Source organism: Stenotrophomonas sp. (assembly GCF_032103445.1).
Taxonomy (GTDB): domain Bacteria; phylum Pseudomonadota; class Gammaproteobacteria; order Xanthomonadales; family Xanthomonadaceae; genus Stenotrophomonas.
This window is the reverse complement of the sequence record NZ_DAMDFR010000046.1, coordinates 1-19245: the sequence shown is the minus strand read 5'-3', so window position 1 is coordinate 19245 and position 19245 is coordinate 1. Positions and strand designations below refer to the sequence as shown.

At 64.9% G+C, this 19245-nt stretch carries 20 protein-coding genes and 1 pseudogene; 7 read left to right on the top strand and 14 right to left on the bottom strand.

What is annotated here, in order from left to right; translation table 11 throughout:
* The first annotated feature begins 78 nt into the window (after nucleotides 1-78).
* Nucleotides 79-1068, top strand: a complete 990-nt coding sequence (locus RT551_RS15205; RefSeq protein WP_313460247.1) for a hypothetical protein — start codon at nucleotides 79-81, stop codon at nucleotides 1066-1068.
* A gap of 205 nt (nucleotides 1069-1273) precedes the next feature.
* Here the strand turns inward: RT551_RS15205 and RT551_RS15200 are convergent, their stop codons facing one another.
* Nucleotides 1274-2047: a LytTR family DNA-binding domain-containing protein gene (locus tag RT551_RS15200; protein ID WP_313460246.1), complete on the bottom strand. Its 774-nt coding sequence runs from the start codon at nucleotides 2045-2047 to the stop codon at nucleotides 1274-1276.
* Nucleotides 2044-3168, bottom strand: a complete 1125-nt coding sequence (locus RT551_RS15195; protein ID WP_313460244.1) for a histidine kinase — start codon at nucleotides 3166-3168, stop codon at nucleotides 2044-2046. Before RT551_RS15195 ends, RT551_RS15200 begins: the two co-directional genes overlap by 4 nt.
* Before the next feature lie 179 nt (nucleotides 3169-3347).
* On the opposite strand from RT551_RS15195, the gene RT551_RS15190 reads away from it, so the two are divergent.
* The gene (locus RT551_RS15190) at nucleotides 3348-3695 is read left to right on the top strand and encodes a hypothetical protein (RefSeq protein ID WP_313460243.1); all 348 of its coding nucleotides are present in this window, start codon (nucleotides 3348-3350) and stop codon (nucleotides 3693-3695) included.
* A 270-nt stretch (nucleotides 3696-3965) separates the two neighbouring features.
* Here the strand turns inward: RT551_RS15190 and RT551_RS15185 are convergent, their stop codons facing one another.
* The 4 genes from RT551_RS15185 to RT551_RS15170 form a co-directional block, all read right to left on the bottom strand.
* Nucleotides 3966-4388, bottom strand: coding sequence for a hypothetical protein (locus tag RT551_RS15185; RefSeq protein ID WP_313460242.1), 423 nt, complete (start codon nucleotides 4386-4388; stop codon nucleotides 3966-3968).
* A 258-nt stretch (nucleotides 4389-4646) separates the two neighbouring features.
* The gene (locus tag RT551_RS15180; protein WP_313460241.1) at nucleotides 4647-5075 is read right to left on the bottom strand and encodes a hypothetical protein; all 429 of its coding nucleotides are present in this window, start codon (nucleotides 5073-5075) and stop codon (nucleotides 4647-4649) included.
* Nucleotides 5075-5509, bottom strand: a complete 435-nt coding sequence (locus RT551_RS15175; protein WP_313460239.1) for a hypothetical protein — start codon at nucleotides 5507-5509, stop codon at nucleotides 5075-5077. Before RT551_RS15175 ends, RT551_RS15180 begins: the two co-directional genes overlap by 1 nt.
* On the bottom strand, nucleotides 5506-6429 hold the full coding sequence (locus RT551_RS15170; RefSeq protein ID WP_313460238.1) for a LysR family transcriptional regulator: 924 nt from the start codon (nucleotides 6427-6429) through the stop codon (nucleotides 5506-5508). Before RT551_RS15170 ends, RT551_RS15175 begins: the two co-directional genes overlap by 4 nt.
* Before the next feature lie 128 nt (nucleotides 6430-6557).
* Between RT551_RS15170 and RT551_RS15165 the strand changes: the two genes are divergently transcribed.
* On the top strand, nucleotides 6558-6950 hold the full coding sequence (locus RT551_RS15165; protein WP_313460237.1) for a RidA family protein: 393 nt from the start codon (nucleotides 6558-6560) through the stop codon (nucleotides 6948-6950).
* A gap of 180 nt (nucleotides 6951-7130) precedes the next feature.
* Here the strand turns inward: RT551_RS15165 and RT551_RS15160 are convergent, their stop codons facing one another.
* Genes RT551_RS15160 through RT551_RS15150 form a run of 3 tightly spaced genes read right to left on the bottom strand, consistent with a single transcriptional unit; the run spans nucleotide 7131 to nucleotide 9336 of the window.
* Entirely contained in the window at nucleotides 7131-8654 is a 1524-nt protein-coding gene (locus RT551_RS15160) for a TerC family protein (protein WP_313460236.1), read from the bottom strand.
* A complete protein-coding gene (locus tag RT551_RS15155; protein ID WP_313460235.1) occupies nucleotides 8654-8872 on the bottom strand; it encodes a helix-turn-helix transcriptional regulator in 219 nt (72 codons plus the stop codon). The genes RT551_RS15160 and RT551_RS15155 overlap by 1 nt, the downstream gene beginning before the upstream one ends.
* Nucleotides 8872-9336 (bottom strand): DUF2975 domain-containing protein, encoded by a 465-nt coding sequence (locus RT551_RS15150; protein WP_313460265.1) that lies wholly within the window; start codon nucleotides 9334-9336, stop codon nucleotides 8872-8874. Before RT551_RS15150 ends, RT551_RS15155 begins: the two co-directional genes overlap by 1 nt.
* Before the next feature lie 277 nt (nucleotides 9337-9613).
* Here RT551_RS15150 and RT551_RS15145 point away from each other — a divergent pair, with 277 nt between their 5' ends.
* The 3 genes from RT551_RS15145 to RT551_RS15135 all read left to right on the top strand — a co-directional run bounded on the left by RT551_RS15145 (nucleotide 9614) and on the right by RT551_RS15135 (nucleotide 12937).
* Entirely contained in the window at nucleotides 9614-10162 is a 549-nt protein-coding gene (locus tag RT551_RS15145; RefSeq protein WP_313460234.1) for an outer membrane beta-barrel protein, read from the top strand.
* Nucleotides 10163-10277: 115 nt separating this feature from the next.
* Complete coding sequence (locus RT551_RS15140; protein WP_313460232.1) at nucleotides 10278-10682, top strand: VOC family protein; 405 nt, start codon at nucleotides 10278-10280, stop codon at nucleotides 10680-10682.
* Nucleotides 10683-10771: 89 nt separating this feature from the next.
* Complete coding sequence (locus RT551_RS15135) at nucleotides 10772-12937, top strand: hypothetical protein (protein ID WP_313460230.1); 2166 nt, start codon at nucleotides 10772-10774, stop codon at nucleotides 12935-12937.
* Nucleotides 12938-13074: 137 nt separating this feature from the next.
* Here RT551_RS15135 and RT551_RS15130 read toward each other — a convergent pair whose 3' ends face one another.
* Nucleotides 13075-13227, bottom strand: coding sequence for a hypothetical protein (locus tag RT551_RS15130; protein ID WP_313460228.1), 153 nt, complete (start codon nucleotides 13225-13227; stop codon nucleotides 13075-13077).
* A 101-nt stretch (nucleotides 13228-13328) separates the two neighbouring features.
* Between RT551_RS15130 and RT551_RS15125 the strand changes: the two genes are divergently transcribed.
* Nucleotides 13329-14213, top strand: coding sequence for a LysR substrate-binding domain-containing protein (locus tag RT551_RS15125; RefSeq protein WP_313460226.1), 885 nt, complete (start codon nucleotides 13329-13331; stop codon nucleotides 14211-14213).
* Nucleotides 14214-14271: 58 nt separating this feature from the next.
* On the opposite strand, the gene RT551_RS15120 is transcribed toward RT551_RS15125, so the two are convergent.
* The 4 genes and pseudogenes from RT551_RS15120 to RT551_RS15105 all read right to left on the bottom strand — a co-directional run.
* On the bottom strand, nucleotides 14272-15039 hold the full coding sequence (locus RT551_RS15120; protein WP_313460224.1) for a YggS family pyridoxal phosphate-dependent enzyme: 768 nt from the start codon (nucleotides 15037-15039) through the stop codon (nucleotides 14272-14274).
* 216 nt (nucleotides 15040-15255) lie between these two features.
* The gene (locus RT551_RS15115) at nucleotides 15256-15762 is read right to left on the bottom strand and encodes a hypothetical protein (protein ID WP_313460222.1); all 507 of its coding nucleotides are present in this window, start codon (nucleotides 15760-15762) and stop codon (nucleotides 15256-15258) included.
* Nucleotides 15763-15871: 109 nt separating this feature from the next.
* Nucleotides 15872-18979, bottom strand: coding sequence for an error-prone DNA polymerase (locus tag RT551_RS15110; protein WP_313460220.1), 3108 nt, complete (start codon nucleotides 18977-18979; stop codon nucleotides 15872-15874).
* A pseudogene (locus RT551_RS15105) lies at nucleotides 18976-19245 on the bottom strand (DNA polymerase Y family protein); the annotation flags it as partial. The pseudogene RT551_RS15105 and the gene RT551_RS15110, both read right to left, overlap by 4 nt.

Below are 19245 nucleotides of genomic sequence, written 5' to 3'. Positions count from 1 at the left end.
GCGTCGAGCGCCTCCCTGCTTGCGATCCATGTTGGTTGCTGTTCAAGCCAGATGGATCAAACCCAGGAGGAAGGTGTGATGAGCAGGTACTCTGAAGAATCGGTAGGGCAGGAGACAACCGGGAACTGCGGTGAAGTGCAGGCCGCCTGGAAGTCGCTGGATTGGTTTCGTGTTCGATGCCAGGGCAGGGAATTTGTCGACGCCCCCCTTTATGCAAACGGCTACCAGCAAATGCCGGTGGCGGTAGAAGTGAGGGCATTGGATGCAAACGGTAAGGCCGTAACCTTGAGCCAGAGTCAGTTGGACAGCATCAAGCTGATCGACTTCAATGACGAGAGCTCTTTGCCGGTGGTCCCGCACAATCCCATTTTCGAGTACGGCTGGACGGTGGGGCGGTCTCAGGCGAGGGGGGACACGGAGGGCGACTCCGAGGCGGCGGATCCTGCGCCTGCAAGTGTTCAGACTGTCATGCGCTACCTGGTCGCGGCAAGAAGCACGAACATCAAAGTTGCCGCCATGATCATCTCGCCGGATGGCACTCCATTCAAGACGAACGTTCATAACCCTTCTGCGGGACATTTTGAGAGTTGGATCCAGGCGATCATGGTTCCTCGAATCGCCCATACCGTAGACGCGTTCAAGATTGTGCGGGAGGACGAACTCGGTTCCATGTGGGTGGATATCGATATGTACTACATCAGCTTCAAGGATGAGTCGCTGCGGATCGTCAAGGATCAGTTCACCTACCATGACGCGGACACACCGCATTACCGATGGCAAAAAGGGGATTGGCGATCCAAAGTGCACATCGCGTTCTCGGTGGGAGAGCAGCGCCGCTTCCGGTATCCGAGTAATCCTCCATCAGGGGAAGAACATCTGGCCCCGTGGTTCACGGTCAACAAGTATCCTGGTAAAGCGTCGGTCACCCGGATTTCCTGTTGGATCCATCCAGATCCTCCAGTCTCCGAGAATATTCGAGTGCACTACTGGGATCAGAATGGGAATGAGGGGCTGATACAGATACGCCACTCCAGCGATGGCAACACGATCAGCATTGGCGCTGGGTGATGCCTGTTCGGCTCTCGCCGCAGGTAGGGTCGCACGACAATTGACTGCCGATAGCTGGTCAACTTCCAGTAGGGCATGATCCTGGGCGAACGCCTATGCGCGGCAGGGTCCATGCCCCGAAGCGCCGATTGCCGTTATCGGCGGTCGACTGTCGTGCGACCCTACCAGTCCACGTCCAGGTCCACGCCCACGTCCGCGTCCACGGTCACGTCCGCGTCGACACCAGCTTCAGGAACGCGTCGTTCTGGTACCGGCTCATCCGTAACTGTTGCCCATTGTCCATCGTCACCACATGGTGCCCGTTGAACCAAGGATGGATCGCTTTCACCCGTCGCACATTGACGATGGCAGAGCGATGGACCCGGGCAAAGTGACGAGGATCCAGCTGGGCCGCGAGCTGGGTCATGGTCTGCCGCAGTTCATGCACCTGCCCCGGCACATGGATCAGCACGCTGTTGCGTGAGGCCTTGATCCAGATGATGTCATCCACCGGCACCAGCACGACGTGCTCGTCCACCCGCACCGGAATGCGTTCCAGGTACTGATCGCGCTGACGCAGTGCGTCCAGTGCCTGCAGGATCTGCTGCGACGTCTGCGCGCCGGTACCGCCGGCCTGCGTCAGGCGCGCCTTGGCACGCTGCAGCGTGGCGGCGAAGCGTTCACGGCTGAAGGGCTTGACCAGGTAGTCCACGGCATTGGCTTCGAACGCCTTCACCGCGTACTGCTCGTAGGCGGTCACGAACACCGTGGCCGGCATGCGTTCTGCACCGATGGTGGCCACGACATCCAGCCCGGTAATGGCGGGCATCTGGATGTCCAGGAACACCAGGTCGGGTGACTGCGCGCGGATGTCATGCACGGCCGATACCCCGTCGCCACATTCGCCCAGCAGCGTGATCTCGGGGTCATCTTCCAGCAACCGCACGATTGCCCGTCGCGCGATCGGCTCGTCGTCCACCACCAGCGCCGTGATGTTCATGGTGCCGCCAGTCCGGGACTGAACTCGGGCGCATCGTCGGCATTCTCCATTTCCCGGAACGGCAGCCGTACGCGGCAGGCCACGCCTTCCGGCCAGGTGATGTCCAGCCTGACCTCGGCGGCGTCGCCGTACAGTTCGCGCAGACGCAGGCGGGTGTTGGCCATGCCGATACCGTGGCCCCCCGCCCTGCTGTCGCCGGCCTCCAGCACGCTGTTGCGGTTGCGCACTTCCAGCAGCAGGTGGTCGCCGTCGCGACGGGCTTCAATCTCGATTACGTCACTGCCCACGCGCTGGCCGATGCCGTGGCGGACGGCGTTCTCCACCAGCGGCTGCAGGATCAGGCTGGGGACCGCGCACTCCAGCGTGTCGGGGGCGATGTAGGTGCGCGTGGTGAGCCGGTCCTTGAAGCGGGTGCGCTGGATGCCCAGGTACAGCTCCAGCAGGTCCAGTTCCTGCCGCAGTGGAATCTCCTGGCCGTCATAGTCTTCCAGGAAGGCACGGAGGAGTTCGCTCAGGCGCAGCAGCATGTCTTCGGCGGACAGCGTGTCTTCGTCGAGCAGGGTGATGATGGCGTGCAGCGTGTTGAACAGGAAGTGTGGCTGTAGCTGGGATTTCAGCGCTACCAGCCTCGACTGCGCCAGCTCCGTCGCCAGTCGCGCTGCCTCGAGTTCGCGACGCGACTTCTCTGCGTGGTAGTGCAGCGCCTGTTGGATGGCCAGCAGCGCCCAGTAGGTGAGCAGGCCGATGGCGAAGTGCTGGGCGATGAAGTACGCCAGCTGTTCGAAGAAACCGCTGGGTTCGAAGAAGGTGGACACCAGCGCGCCGATGGCCATCGCGGCCGAGGCAATGCCGAAGCTGAGAAGGACGTGGCGACCGAGGCCGACCCAGCGTGCTCCGTTGAGCAGCGGATAGCGTGCGCCCAGGCGGAACACGAGCGGTGCCAGCGTGGCCCAGGTGCCCCACTGAATGGCTGACCAGCGCAGGTGAGTGAGCAGTGACCAGTGCTGGCCGTGGACATGCCCGGCGATCCAGTCCTGGATGGCGAAGACTACGATCACCGCGCCCCAGAGCGCGAGGTAACGGTGTACGGGCAGGGAGGTGGTGCCAAGGCGGATGGGCATGACCGCAGGTCCTGGGCCGAAGGGCCAGGGTCATCTTAGGCGCGGTGACGTGGCGGGAGAAGTGTGGGAATCGGCCCGCTGCGATTGGTCCCGGCGTGGCTACGATTCGTCCCGGATCGGTGGTGGGGGTTGTGGCGTGGGGCTTTGATGCAGCCACCCCATCCGCAGGATCTGCTGCCATGACCGTGATGCGTATTGCCGTGATGTGCGTACTGATGCTTTCTGGTGTAGCGCAGGCCGGACAGGCGCGCTACCTGACGCTGCTCAATCGTGCGCACGACAGTGTTGTTGCGGTGGAGGTGGCCGGGCATGGGAGTGAGGCCTACCAGCCGCGCGCTATCGACCCGTTGTCCGGAGGCGGCGGCAGTACGACGGTCCGACTGGGGGAGGCGGGCTGCCACTTTGATGTGCGCCTGCAGTTTAGTAATGGACGTCAGGCGGTGTATCGCGATGTGGATGTGTGCAAGGGTGATGTGTTGGTGATCGAGCCGTTGCGGAAAGCCGTCTCGCGCCATGAACCGCGGTAATGAAACGCGGCAATGAAACGCGGCAATGAAACGCGGTAATGAAACGCGGTAATGACACGCGGTAGGGTCGCACGACAGTCGACCGCCGATAACGATGCCGCGTTCGGGAAGGCATGACAGTCGGTTGAAGCGTTTCTCCGGCAAGGTCCATGCCCCAAAGCACCGATGGACGCTATCGGCGGTCGACTGTAGTGCGACCCTACCAGTCGTCCAGTCGTCCAGTCGTCCAGTCATCCAGTCATCCAGTCGTCCAGTCGTCCAGTCGTCCGGTCATCCCGTTGCACTCGCCGTGTCCCGCCGCGTCCTGCGGATGTGCCAGATGCACAGGTAGATCGCCAAAAGAATGCCGGGTCCAGCGAAGATCACTGCCAGGATGTGGGTGAATGCGACTGCGACGAGCGCAATCAGGGTTCCAAATACCGGCCAGGCCCAGTGAACCGTGCGGTCTTCCATCCACCGGTAGTCCATCCAGCCCAGCGCGACCCAGGCGAACAGGGTGACGACGCCGAGAACGCCGGCCAGAACTTCGCTGGCGTCAAATGGAGAGAGATGTTCCCCTGTAAGCAGCGATCCACCTGCAAGGGTGGCGAACATGCAGTGCCAGAATATGGCGGGCGAGCACAACAGCCAGACCAGCAGGCTGATCAGTGAGCGTCCTGTGCGGAATGAGCGTTCGACCATTTCGGGTTGCATTGCGATCCTTGCAGAGAGTCCGTTGTCGAAATTGTAACCAGATTCCGCAAATCGGATGCGGAAAAACCGGATGCGGAAAAACCGGACGCGGTAAAACCAACGCGGCCATCCTCACGGGGTAGGGTCGCACGACAGTCGACCGCCGATAGCGGTGCAGCGTTCGGGAACGCATGACCTTGGAGCGAATGCGCTTCTCCGGCCGCGTTCATGCCCCAAAAGCGCCGATGGGCGCTATCGGTGGTCGACTGTCGTGCGACCCTACCGGTGCTCCGTCGTTTCCTGCACGTCGTGGCCACAGAGTGCACGCCAGCGGCGATTGAGCGAGAGCGAACCGAATATCGCAATGAACGGCAAGCTGATGGACAATGGAAACAACAATGCAGTCATGGCCTTGCTGGCACCTTGCAGTTGCGCTCCGCCTGCGATGCCGGCTTCCAGCATCTGCGGTACGAGGAAGATGCCAACGGCCTGCAGAGGCAGAATCGCCACCAGGTAGACGGCACCGACAAAGCCGTACGAAAGTGCAGCGGAGATGGTGATGAACGCAAACGGATGTGGAATGCGTCCGCGTTGCAGAGCGACGCGCAGGGCTGGCCACCAGATGGGTACGGCGAGCCACAGGATCCCGAGGCCTTGTTCGAAGAACAGCCACAGCAGCCAGTCGAACCAGTTGTCAGGCACGTGCATCAGGTCAACCCCCTCGAAGCGGGCAGCATGCGCGCGCGAAGCATTTGCCAGTGAGCCGCCAATGTATGGGTGATCCACCAGGTCAGCGTCAAATGCGAGAGCGCAACCAGCCAGAACTTTGCCGAAGGAAGGCACAGAAGCAACCACGTGCCGGGGACCGTGACCCAGGACCATGCCAGATGCGCGGGCTGCAGTACCAGCGAAGGCAATCCCAGCAATGCCACCAGCAGCACCCCGAGCAGGATCGTCGCACCATAGCTGAGCGCAACCACGGTGAACACGAATGTCCCGCGCTGCTTGATGTCGTCGCGCCGGAATACGCGCTGCATCGACCACCAGATCGGGGCGGTGGACCACAGCAGATACAGCAGCGCGATCGCTGCAAATGCCAGCGTGAGACGGGTGCCAAAGATATCCAGCATTCCTTCGATCATTGCGTCAGCCTCCGTACCGGTACGTGTCGATCCATCAGTTCCACCACCCAGTCAATGAACACCCGCAGCTTGGCGCTGACATGCCGGTTGGGCGGGAAGGCGAGATTCAAGGGCATCGCGTCCAGCGTCCAGTCCGGGAACAAACGTACCAGTTCGCCCCGCTGCACGTGCGCATCGGCCATGTAGTCGGGCAACCAGATCACCCCCAGTCCGGCCAGCCCCGCCGCCATGTAGGTATTGCCGTCGTCCATGGCGAAGGTATGCCGCCCCTGCACGGTGAGCTGCTCGGCCCCGCGCTGCAGGGTGACGTGCAGCAGACGGCCGCCGTGTTTGCGCAGGTAGCCGATGATCTGGTGAGGCTCGGTTTCCAGCGCGGACGGGTGTGCCGGAGTGCCATGTTTTTCAAGGTAAGCAGGGGTAGCGTATAACCCGGCCTGCAGGTCGCCGATGTGGCGGGCGACCAGCGAAGGATCGGTGATCGCACCGCCACGGATCACGCAGTCCACGTTCTCGTCGATCAGATCGACATGGCGGTCGCTGGCACCGAGGTCGAGCTGGATGTCCGGCCAGCGGGCGTGGAAGTCGTGCAGGGCAGGGACGATGATCAGCCGTGCCAGCGGGCTGGGCACGTCGACCCGCAGCCGCCCGCGCGGGTTTGCAGCGAAGGTGGACAGGCTGGTTTCCGCGTCGTCGAGGTCTGCCAGCAGGCGCAGCACGCGCTCGTAGTAGGCCGCGCCGTCAGCGGTGACGTTGACCTGCCGGGTGGTGCGGTTGAGCAGGCGCACCCGCAGCCGGGCCTCCAACTGCTGCACCAGCTGGGTCACGGTGGTACGGCTCATGTGCAGGGTCTGCGCGGCCTGGGTGAAGCTGCCGGTCTCCACGACCCGGGCAAAGGCGCGCATGGCATCGAAGCGGTCCATCGGCGCTCCAGGGGGTGATTGTTTGGATTTTACAAACAGTGATGGACAAACGGGGCGGTTTATCCGTGGCCGGGGCAGGTCCAGCATGGTGCCATCGCAATCAGGGGCGTCGCCCCGTGGAGAGTTTCATGGCTAAGCGTGATGTGGTGTTTCCGAAGGGACGGCAGGATCTGTATGACCGTTACCGTTATTCGCCGGCGGTGAAGACCAACGGGCTGCTGTTTGTTTCCGGCCAGGTGGGCAGTCGGGAGGACGGTTCCCCCGAGCCGGATATCGAGTCGCAGGTGCGTCGGGCGTTCCAGAACCTCAACGCGATCCTCGCTGAGGCGGGCTGCACGTTTGATGACGTGCAGGACGTGACCGTGTTCATGATCGACCCGGCCAACATCCTGGAACGGGTGTGGCCGGTGGTGATGGAGTACTGGGGCGAGGCTCCGCATCCGACGTTGACCGCGGTAGGGGTGACCTGGCTGGCCGGGTTCGACGTGGAGTTCAAGGTGGTGGCGAAGTTGCCGGCGTGACGACGCGGCTGGTGTGACCCATGGAGTGGGGAGCATCGGTAGGGTCGCACGACAGTCGACCGCCGATGACGGTGGTCGGCGCGGCGAAGGTCGGGTGCATGGCGGAGAAGCGCGTCATCGTTCGTGGTCATGCCGATATCGAACGTTGATGGGTTCCGTGCAGTCGACCGGGGGTCGACTCTACCGGGGGCAGAGGCGCAACCGGGTCACCCGCCTGCGATCCATGGTCTGCACCTGCACCGTGTAACCCTCGTGCTCGATCGCATCGCCTTCCACCGGCAAACGATCCAGCTGCTGCAGCAGCAAACCGGCCAAGGTCTGATAACGCGGGTGGCGGGGGAAGTTGATGCCGGTCAGGCGCTGCAGGTCATCCAGGGTCAGCGCACCATCGGCTTCCCAGCTGCCATCCTCCCGCGCCTGCACGCCATAACGCTCGTCCTGGGTGTCGGCCAGGTCGCCGGCAATCGCCGCCAGCAGGTCGTTGGCGGTGACCAGGCCTTCCACGCTGCCGTACTCATCGACCACGACCGCCACCGGTACCGGCTGTTCGCGGATGACCTCCAGCGCCTGCAGCACGCTGGCGCTGGAAATCACATAGGCCGGCTCGCGCAGCGCGTCCTGCAATGACAGCGGTTTGCCTTGCAGTACGCCGGCCAGCAGGTCGCGGCTCTGCACGATGCCCTGCACCTGGTCCAGGTCGCCCTCGGCGACCAGCATGCGGGTGTGCGGTGAGTCGATCAGCTTCTGCATCGCATGTGCTTCACCGCGACCGGTATCGATCCATTCCAGGTCGGCACGTACGGTCATCACGCTGGACACCGGGCGATCGGCCAGGCTGAGCACGCTGCGGATCATGTCCTGCTCGGCCGGTTCCAGGCGCTCCTCGTCCGCACCTTGTTCGTGTTCGTCGTCATGGCCCTGCCTGGGCTGTGCGCCGAGCATGCGCAGCACCGCATCGGCGGTGCGCTGGCGGAACGGCAGGCGCTTTTCGTTGCGCTCACGGTTGAAACGCACCCACTGGTTGAAACTCTCCACCAGGATCGAGAACGCAATGGCCGCGTACAGATAGCCCTTCGGAATCTTGTAACCCAGACCCTCGGCAACCAGGCTGAAACCGATCATCAGCAGGAAGCCCAGGCACAGCACCACCACGGTGGGGTGCTTGTTGACGAAGCGGGTCAACGGCTTGCTGGCCAGCATCATCACCGCCATGGCAATGGTGACGGCGGCGTACATCACGCCCAAGTGGTCGACCATGCCGACCGCGGTGATCACCGAGTCCAGCGAGAACACCGCATCCAGCACTACGATCTGGGTGACCACGGCGGCGAAGCTGGCGTACACCTTGCTGCCATTTTCGTTGTGCTCGCGGCCTTCCAGGCGCTCGTGCAGTTCCATGGTGCCCTTGAACAGCAGGAACACGCCGCCGCCGAGCAGGATCAGGTCGCGTCCGGAGAAGCTGTGCCCGAACACGTCGAACAGGGGCTCGGTGAGCTTCATGATCCACGACAGCGCAGCCAGCAGTACCAGCCGCATCAGCAGCGCCAGGGTCAGGCCGATCATCCGCGCGCGGTCGCGCTGATGCGGCGGCAGCTTGTCGGCGAGGATCGCGATGAAGACCAGGTTGTCGATGCCCAGTACGATTTCGAGCACGACAAGGGTTGCAAGCCCCAGCCAGAGGTTGGGGTCAGCGAGCCATTCCATTAAATTTCAGCCTTATCAGGTTCTTGCATCATCAAATCGCCGGGCTGGCATTGCAGCTCACGGCAGATGGCGTCCAGGGTGGAGAACCGGATCGCCTTGGCCTTGCCGGTTTTCAGGATCGACAGATTGGCCAGGGTGATGTCCACCCGCGCGGACAGCTCGGACAGGGTCATCCCCCGCTTGGCCAGCATCTGGTCCAGGGTGATGACCACCGCCATCAGACCACGCCGTCCAGGTCTTCGCGCATGGCTGCACCGGCCTCGAACACACGCGCCATCACAAACAGCATCAGCACCGCGATCAGGCCGGTGATCGACATGCCGCCGCCGACCTCCATCCAGGCGAACGCCGGACCCATCCAGCTGGCGTGCAGGCCGATGGCAATGGACAGCAGTTCCATGGCCAGCATCAGCCAGGCCATCCGTCGCAGCCGCAGCGCGTGACCATGGGCAAACAGATGCCCGCCACGCACCGCACGCACGAAGCGCTGCAGGTGGCGCAGGAACACCAGGCCGATGCTGAGCAGCACCACGATGCCGAACAGGCCAAGGCTGAAGTGCGGGAACAGCCATTGCTGCTGGGCCTGCTCAGCACTCACCCCGGCCGCCTGCAACAGCCAGCTGCGGTCGAAGTAGACGATGGGGAAGGCGCACAGCGCCGCCAGGATGCCCAGCCAGCACAGGGCCATGACGGCGCGCAGTGCGATGCGGGTGAAGTGAACGATGTCGCCCGACGTCGAGGGTCGGTCGGTACTGCCTGCCACGCGGGCCTCCGGATTGGACGGCCGCCAGTGGCCGTCTATTTATTGATAAACGATAAGGCTGGCGGCTGTCCAGCCCCTGTACCCGGTGCTGAGCGCGCCGTGAAGGCGGTATTAACGGAAAATTGACATGGGCATGAACAGCGGGCAGAGTTGGCTCCGCCCGGATGGGCACCAAAAACTCCCTGGAAGGATTTCAATGAAGAAGTACGTCTCTCTGGCCGCTGCCGTCGCACTGGCTACCCTGTCCACCAACGCTTTCGCCGGTCAGGCGTTCGTTCGCGCCGAACTCGGCAGCAGCGACACTGAAGTGAGCTTCGACGGCTTCCGTGGCAGTGAATCGGATACCTCGGCTGGCATCGGCGGTGGTTATTGGTTCACCCCGAACATCGGCGTGGAAGGTCACGTGGCGACGCTCTACACCAAAGACCTTGGCTATGACGAAGACCTGGACCTGGTTTCGATCGGTGCCGGCCTGGTGGTCAAGAAGAACTTCGGCGCGGACAACACCGGCTTCTTCATCGGTGCCCGTGCAGGTATCGCGCGCATGACCGCGCAGGTCCGCGAAGACACGTGGGACGTGGTGGACGACGAGAGCTCGACCAAGCCGTATTACGGCGTGAATGTCGGCTATGACTTCAGCCGTCGCTGGGGCCTGAGCCTGAACTACGACCGTCGCCAGGGTGACTTCAGCGGCGTGGACGTGGACGTGGACACCTACAGCCTGGGTGGCGAATTCCGTTTTTGATAGCAAGCGTTACCAGCATCCTCGTCGATGCGGACGGCAGGCCGGCAACGGTCTGCCGTTTTTTTTTGCCTGCCCTGGTGTACGCTCGGCGCACACAACGGTGCTGGAGGGCGTGATGGCGAAGGTGACCGGAATTGGTGGGGTGTTCTTCAAGGCGCGCGGCGACCGCAAGGAACTGGCCGACTGGTACCGCCAGCACCTGGGCATGGCGCTGGAAGACTTTGGCGGTGCAGTGCTGCGCTGGCCGGATGACCGTGCCGACGATGGTGGCCTGACCGTCTGGCACGTGGCTGAGCGCAACACGCAGTGGTTCAGCCCGAGCGACTCGGCTTTCATGATCAATTACCGGGTCGATGACCTGGACGCGTTGCTGGCGCAGTTGCGTGAGGCCGGCGTGCAGGTGGTGGCCGGGCCGGAGCAGCACGAGAACGGCGCGTTCGCCTGGATCGTGGATCCGGACGGCAACAAGGTCGAACTGTGGCAGCCCAAGGCGTGGGACCCGGAGCGTCGCCCGGGCTGAACCGGTAAGCCGACGTCATTGGCTTTCACACGGCATCGCGCGGGCGTTGCCGATAGTGGAGGCATGTCTGCGTTCTTCCTCCTTCCCCGATGCCGTTGATTCCCGAGCGTGTGCGACGATTGCCCTGGCCATGGCGCACCGCGCTGTTGTGGTTCCTGGCGATCTACGCGGTGTACCTGCTGGCGGGTAACGTGTTTCTCAACACGCCGCTGTTCGAAACGGTGGTGAACCGCAAGCCGGAGAAGTTCACCCTGCAGACCGGGCCCGCCGTGACCCTGATGCCGGGGCACGCGATCGTCTGGAACATCCGCATTCGCGGCCAGGCCAATCACACGGTGTATATCTTCCGCGCCGAACGGGCCAGTGCGTGGATCTCGCTGCCGGCACTGGTACGCAAGGAAGTCCACATTCCGCGCATCGACGCGACCGATGTCGAGTCGGAAGTAGAGCGGGTGGAAAAAGCCATACCGCCACCGCCGCGCGGTGATCGCGGCTGGGTGATGCGGCTGGATGCGATCCACAGCGACAGCATCCACAGTGCCCGTTTCGGAAAGCTGATGATTGCCGGCAAAGGCGACGGCACGGTCGGCTTCGTCAAGCAGATCAAGGGCGGCCCGTCAGAACTGCTGGATTCCAACGCCGGGTTCAAAGAGGCCACGGTGAGCTGGGACGGTGTAAAGCTGCTGGAAGACACGCGGCTGGACGCGCGCTTCAGCTACCCGCGGCATTACCGGGATGAAGCGCCGGGTATCCGCAAGTTCGGACTGGTGCAGGCCAGTCTGGAGATCGAGGGCCGCAGTCGCGCCTTGCAGATCGACACCGCCGGTGCGCACGCCAAGGTGGGTACCGCGCCGGCCGAAGCGCACATCAAGGGCGCATTGGGGTTGGATCGCGGCGAACTGCGCCCGGGCAGCCGGCTGGTGTGGCGCTTGCCGCTGCATGCCGGCGTGCACGCCACCGACCGCGGGCTGCTGGCCCTGCAGCTGGATGTGGCGCAGGACATCCGCGTACAGGCGCGGTTGCCGCGCGATGAAGACACCGGCAGTGAACTGGATGCGGACCTGAAGGTGGCCGGGCGGAAGATTCCGTTCGAGGCTCCGGCCACCCTGCTGCCGCGACTGTCGGGCGAGGCGCGTGGTGCGTGGCAGTTCGAATCGCTGAACTGGATTGCCGACCTGTTCGTGCGCAAGCCGTGGTTCCACCTGGATGGCGGCGGCCTGCTCAATGCCGACCTGAAGATCGTGGATGGCACGCTGGCTCCGGGGAGCACGCTGGACATTCCCAAGGTGGCGGCGGTGGCCGAAGTTGCCGGCGTGCGGATGCAGGGCGATGCGCGGGCCAAGGGACGGATTGCAGCGGGCGACCCGGCGCAGGCGCATCTGGATGTGCGTATTCCGACGTTCCGCGCGGTGGCGGAAGGCGAGAAACAGGTGTTGTTCGAAGGGCAGAACATGGACCTTGCCTTGCAGGCCGATGCCCGCCTGAAGGAGATGCGCGACACCCTGCAGTCGCGGCTGCAGTTCACCGACGCGCGGGTGCCGGACCTGACCGCGTACAACCGTTACCTGGGCGAAGGCAGTGTGCGCCTGCTCGGTGGCACGGGGCTGCTCAGTGGTGATGTGGAGCTGGATACATCGGGGCGGGTAGGGCGCGGTCGTGCGGACCTGCGCGGTCGCGGGGCGCAGTTGCAGGTGGCCGGCATGCAGCTGGCCGGCGATGCGCAGGTCAAGGCGCAGCTGAAACGCGCGGACCTGGAGGCCAAGCAGTTTGATCTGGGTGGCAGCACGGTACTGTTGCGCAACATCCGCACCGGCGACGGCAAAGGCGACGCGGCGTGGTGGGGCACCTTGACCCTGCGCGAGGGCAAGATCGATGCTGCGGCACCGTTCGAGGTGGATGCACAGACCGATGTGCGCCTGCGTGACGCGGGGCCGCTGCTGGGCGTGTTTGCCGAACGCAGCGCGTACCCGCGCTGGGTGCTGGGGCTGCTGGACTCGGGCGAGGTGCAGGCGACCGGGCTGCTGCGCTGGAAGCGCGGCGCGGTGACCATCGATGATCTGCAGGCGGAGAACGAGCGGCTTTCACTGCGCGCGCGATTGCAGATGGCCAAGGCGCAGAAGAAGGGCGACCTCTACCTGCGCTGGGGCGTGCTGGGCGCGGGCATCGAACTGGACGGCGACCAGCGCCAGTGGCATCTGGCCGGTGCCCGCGAGTGGTACGAGGGCCGGCCCCGCGTGCTGCCGGCCCCGCATTGACGGAAAAAGGGCCCGCCCTTGACCCAGGCATCTATGTGCCAATGGTGGACGCTACGGCCACGACGGGTGTGGGGGCGGGCTTGTTCGGAATATACGCGTAGTGACACGCCATGCGTGTCAACGTGATTCCTGGTTGCTCAGGACGGTAGAGACGCGTCCGTCGGGCATTCCGGCGGTTCATGACACGCATGGCGTGTCACGACGGTTTCTTCGACTTCAACCAACTGCCGCGCCAGCTCCGCGCTGGCCACGTGCCCGTGCAGGAACAACAACCCTTCATAGATGTTCATGGCGTCACCTCAAGGCTTGAATGGCCGTCATCTTGGGCGCACCATCGGCACCGGAAAAGCGACATTTCCGCAACTTCGACTTGAACAGGATTCAAGCCTCAATGTCCCGGATGCCCCTGCAGGCGCTGCACAATTTCGTGGTCGCGGCCCGCCTGGGCAACCTGACCCGTGCGGCCGAAACGATGAACCTGACCGTGAGCGCGCTCAGCCACCAGATGCGCCAGCTGGAGCAGCGGCTGGGCTACCCGTTGCTGCTGCGGCAGGCGCGCGGGGTGCGGCTGACTCCGGAAGGGCAGCGCCTGCTGGAGCAGGTGGGGCCGCATCTGGATGCGATTGGCGAGGCGTTCCAGCCCTTTGCCGCACGGCACGACCGGGTGCTGACGGTCAGCGCGGTGCCCTCGATGGCGTCGAACTGGCTGGTGCCGCGCCTGGGCCAGTTCGTGGCCGCGTATCCGCAGATTGAGATCAATCTGGAATCGACCGAGCGGCTGACCGATTTCGAACGGCAACTGCAGGTGGATGCCGCGCTGCGGGTGGGCGCAGGGCAATGGCCGGGAGTGACGGCCGAGCCCTTGTTCGACGACTGGCTGGTGCCGATGGCCAGCCCGGCGCTGGTGGCGCGGATGGGCGGGGTGGAGGCGCTGGCGCTTTCGCAATGGCCGCTGCTGGGTGATCCGGATGGCGAATGGCAGCGTTGGTTTGCGTTGACCGGCGAGACGGCACCGTCGCGTTATGTGGCGATGCTCAACGATTCCGAATCGCACCACCGTGCGGCGCTGGATGGGATTGGCGTCGCGTTGGGGCGGGTGACCCGGGCGCAGCTGCTGCTGCAGTCCGGGCAGTTGATTGCGTTGTCACCGCATCGGTTGAAAACGCGCTGGTCGCATTGGCTGGTGTATCCCGCGCGTTCGGCGACGCATCAGGGGTTCCTGGCGTTCCGCGAATGGGTGATGGCAGAAGCCAAGGCCCACGCCGCCAACATGTAGAGCCGGGCTTGCCCGGCTTGCCGAATTGCCGATCAAATGCAGCCGGGCAAGCCCGGCTCTACGACATGGGGGTCGGCCAGTAGTGACTATCCGGCGTCGCCCGCGCCCCAAAGATCGCCTGGCCCACGCGCACCACCGTCGCACCTTCTTCAATGGCGATCTCGAAATCGCCGGACATGCCCATCGACAGTTCGTCCAGGCTGACACCAGCGGACAGCGTGGGCTGCAGGCGCTCACGCAGTTCGCGCAGGCGCACGAAGCAGGGGCGCACCTGTTCGGGGTCGGGTGAGAACAGGGCCAGGGTCATCAGGCCACGCACGCGCAGGTTCTGGAAGGTCGGCAACTGCTGCACGAAGTCGGCCACCTCGATCGGATCCAGCCCGTACTTGCTGGCTTCGCCGGAGGTGTTGACCTGCACGAACACATCCAGCTGGCGCTGTTCCAGTTCGAGCCGCTGGTCCAGCGCCTGGGCCACGCGCAGGCTGTCCAGGGCCTGGAACTCGCTGGCGAAACGGGCCACGTCGCGCGCCTTGTTGGTCTGCAGGTGGCCGATCACCGACCAGCGGATGCCAAGGTCGGCCATCGCCTCGGCTTTGGCCTTGGCTTCCTGCACCTTGTTCTCGCCGAGCTCGGTGCAGCCGGCTTGAACGGCCAGCCGCAGGCGGGCTTCATCAACGGTCTTGCTGACCGGCAACAGGCGCACGCTGTGCGGATCGCGCCCGGCGCGGGCGCACGCGGCCGCGATGCGTTCATGCACGGCGTCGAGGTTGTGGCGGAAGTCGTCAACGGCGCTGGCCTGGGGCCAGACGGGCGGGGCGATGGGCACGGGCGGAACCGAGGTGCGGGCAGGTTGGTATTTTCGCACGCGGGTGGGTGCCCGGTTCGATTGTTTCCATGCGTTACCGGGCGTGGCACCGTTCACGGCCGTCGTCTGTCGACCGACGCTACCAAAGCAACATCAGCGGCAATTCGCATGAACCCAGAGGGTGGTGAGCCCTCGTAGGGACACGCCATGCGTGTCCGGGGACGTCCACGCGCCTGGTCAGGGGGCTGCTTGAGACCCCGGGCGCACGTAATGCGACTGGCCGTTGTCGCTGAGGAAGATCAGTTCGGGCTTGCCCTGCCAGGAGCTCAGCATGGCCCCGGTGTTGTTCTGGTGCTTCACCACCAGGGTGGCCCCCCGGTCCGGATTGGCGGTGACCTTGAAGACTTCGGTGGTGCCGCGGGCGTCGTCGAGGGTGAGCACGGCTTCGTCGCCGACATCGGCGGTGCCGTAACCGCCGCGTTCGGAGCCATCAGCCCCGAGCAGGATCAGGCCCGACAGCGGCGAGGCGCGTGGCCCCTGGGTGACGCCCTGGCTGACCGGGTCGGGCACCGGCGCGCCCAGAATGACCCGGGCCTGGCCGTTGGCGTCCTGGATGACCAGCCCACGCGCGGTGATCACGCGCTGGTCGGACTGGCTCTGGTGCAGCTTGATGGCGGTCCACCCCGAGACAACAAGGGCAAGACTGGATACCACCAGCGTGGTGAGAGTGAGTGCGCGCGACACAGGCGGCTCCGGATCCTTGGAATGGCAGCGACAATACCCGATTGCGGGTTTATGACACCAGTCAGAAAAGTCCGAATCGGCTCGTTTGCGTGAAGCAGGTCACAGGCCGTCAATGGAAATCGCGGCTGGACGTGCGGACCCCGGCAATCAATTCATCAATATTGTGCATGCGCTGCACGATCAGGTGCTGCACGCCGTCCACCCGTTCCAGCCGGCCATCGATCTGCATCAGCCGGGCTTCCACCAGCACCCGGTGCTGGCGGTCGGCGGTGCGTCGCCAGACCACGGCATTGACCATGCCGCACTCGTCTTCCAGCGTTAAAAACGTAACGCCGCTGGCGGTCTGCGGGCGCTGGCGCATGCGCACCAGCCCGGCAAAGCGCACGCTGCGCCCGTGCGGCAGCTGCGCCAGCTGGTCCGAGCGCTGGCAGCGGCGCTGCTCCAGCAGCGGGCGGATGAACGACACCATGTGCCGGCCCAGGGTGGTGCCGGTGCTGTTGTAGTCGGCCTGCATGTCCTCGAACGCGCTCGGCGCGGGCAGCGCCACCTCGGCTTCGTCGGTGGCGCGCACGCTGTCGAACAGCGGCAGCGGTTTCTCCACCCCGGACACATCCCAGCGCGCACGGTGCCGGTGCCCGCTCAGGCCCTTCAGCGCGCCGGCATCGGCCAGCAGACCCTGATGGCGGCGGTCCAGCCGCGCACGCTGGCTGAGGTCGGCCACGCTGTCGAACGCCGCACGCGCACGTGCCTGCATCAGCGCCAGCGCCATCGTTTCGCTGAAACCGTCGATCATGCGCAGACCGAGGCGGATGCCGGGGCTGTCCGGGTCCGGCGTCAGCGTGCAGTCCCAGTCGCTGTGGCGCACATCCACCGGCAGCACCGCCACGCCATGCCGGCGCGCATCCTGCAGGATCTGGTCCGGCGTGTAGAACCCCAGCGGCTGGCTGTTGATCAGGCTGGCGGCGAACGCGGCCGGGTGGTGGCATTTCAGCCAGCAGCTCACGTAGGTGATCAGGGCGAAGCTGGCGGCATGGCTTTCCGGGAAACCGTAGCTGCCGAAGCCCTTGATCTGCTCGAACAGGCGCTCGCCGTATTCGCGGCTGTAGCCTTTCGCCGTCATGCCGGCCAACAGCTTGTCGCGGTGCGGTTCCAGCCCGCCATGCCGTTTCCATGCGGCCATTGAACGGCGCAGCGCGTCGGCTTCGCCGGGGCTGAAACCGGCCGCCGCCACCGCCAGCTGCATCACCTGTTCCTGGAACAGCGGCACGCCGAGCGTACGTTTGAACACCTTCTCCAGTTCCGGCGGGTAGTCGATCTCTTCGGTGCCTTTTTCCTTCAGCTGCTTCCGCCGGTTGAGGTAGGGGTGCACCATGTCGCCCTGGATCGGCCCGGGCCGCACGATCGCCACTTCAATCACCAGGTCGTAGAAGCAGCGCGGCTGCATGCGCGGCAGCATCGCCATCTGCGCGCGCGATTCAATCTGGAACACGCCCAGGGTGTCGGCGCGGCAGATCATGTCGTAGGTGGGCACATCGTCGGCGGGAAGGCGGGCCATGGTCAGTACCTCGCCCGCGGCCGTGCGTACGCCGCGCCCCTGCAGCACCGCCAGGCATTTGCGCACCGCAGTGAGCATGCCCAGCGCCAGGCAGTCGACCTTCATCAGGCCGGTGGCATCCAGGTCGTCCTTGTCCCACTGGATCACCGTGCGGTGGTTCATGGCCGCGTTTTCCACCGGCACCAGCGTGGACAGCGGGTGTTCGGAAATCACGAAACCGCCCGGGTGCTGGGATAGGTGGCGGGGGAAATCCACCAGCTCGGCAGTCAGCGCCACCACCCGCTGCATCAGCGGGGTGTCCGGGTCGAAGCCGCGCTCACGCAAGGCCTCGGGCAGCGGTTCGTGGCTGCTCCAGCGGTCCAGGCAGGCGGCCAGTTCGTTGACCTGGTCCGGCGGCAGGCCGAGCACGCGGGCCACGTCGCGCACCGCGCTGCGGCCGCGGTAGCTGATCGCCACGGCGGTCAATGCGGCACGCTCACGGCCGTAGCGGTTGAACACGTACTGCAGCACTTCCTCGCGACGTTCGTGTTCGAAGTCGATGTCGATATCCGGCGGTTCGTCGCGCTCGGCCGAGATGAAACGCTCGAACAGCAGTTCCATGTGGCTGGGGTCGATCTCGGTCACCCCCAGCACGTAGCACACCACCGAGTTGGCCGCCGAGCCGCGGCCCTGGCACAGGATCTGCTGGCTGCGCGCATAGCGCACGATGTCGTGGACGGTTAGAAAGTACGACTCGTACTGCTTGCCGTTGATCAGTGTCAGCTCGTGTTCGATCAGGTCGCGCTGCCGGGTCGAGGTGCCGCCCGGCCAGCGCCAGCGGATGCCTTCTTCGACCAGCGCGCGCAGCCAGCTGGCCGGGTCGTGGCCGGCCGGCACCAGTTCGTGCGGATAGGTGTACTGCAGCTGTTTGAGATCAAACGTGCAGCGCGCGGCAATGCGCAGGGTTTCTTCCAGCAGCTCGGCCGGGTACAGCGCGGCCAGCGCCTGGCGCGTGCGCAGGTGGCGTTCGCCATTGGGAAACAGGTGCCAGCCGGCATCGGCGATGGTGCAGTGCTGGCGGATCGCGGTCAGGGTGTCCTGCAGCGCGCGGCGGCGGCGTACATGCATGTGCACGTCGCCGCTGGCCACCAGCGGGATGTCGTGGGCGTAGCCGAATTCCAGCAGCGCTTCCAGCCGTTCCACGTCGTCGGCTTCGCGGTGCAGCTCCACCGCCAGCCACAGCCGGTGCGGAAAACGCGCCTGCAGCCACGCCGCGTATTCCGGGTTGGGCGTGCGTGCCGGCCACAGGCACAGCAGGCTGTCGGGCAGCGCGTCGAAGTCTTCGCGCAGGCATTGATACTGACCCTTGGGCGCGCGCCGGCGGCAGGTGGTGATCAGCTGGCACAGCGCGGCATAGGCGGCCAGGTCGGTGCACAGCAACACCACTTTGGGGCCGTTCTCGATCTGGAATTCAGCACCGGTGATCAGCGCCAGTTCGTGTTTCTTCGCCGCCTGCCAGGCGCGTACGATGCCGGCCAGCGAGCACTCATCGGTGATCGCCAGCGCGCGGTAGCCCTGTTCTTTGGCACGCTCGAACAGCTCGTCGGCAATCGACGCGCCGCGCTGGAAACTGAAGGCCGACAGGCAATGCAGCTCGGCGTAGTCGGGCAGCTCGGTGTTCATGCGAACCAGCCATGCAACATGAAGGGGCCATGCCGCGCGCCGGCCGCGGTGTAGGCCCAGCCGCGCTGGCCGGTGCCGGTTTCCACCACGTAGTAGTCGCGGCGTACGTCACCTTCGTCCCACCAGCCCGATTCGATCCGTTCCGGCCCGGACAGAATGCGCAGCTCCGGGTCGCGCAGCAGTTGCGGGGTCGGCAGCAGCCAGCCCGGGCGCAGCGGCAGCGCCGGCGGCGGGGCTTTGGGGGCACCGCTGGCATCACCGCTGGC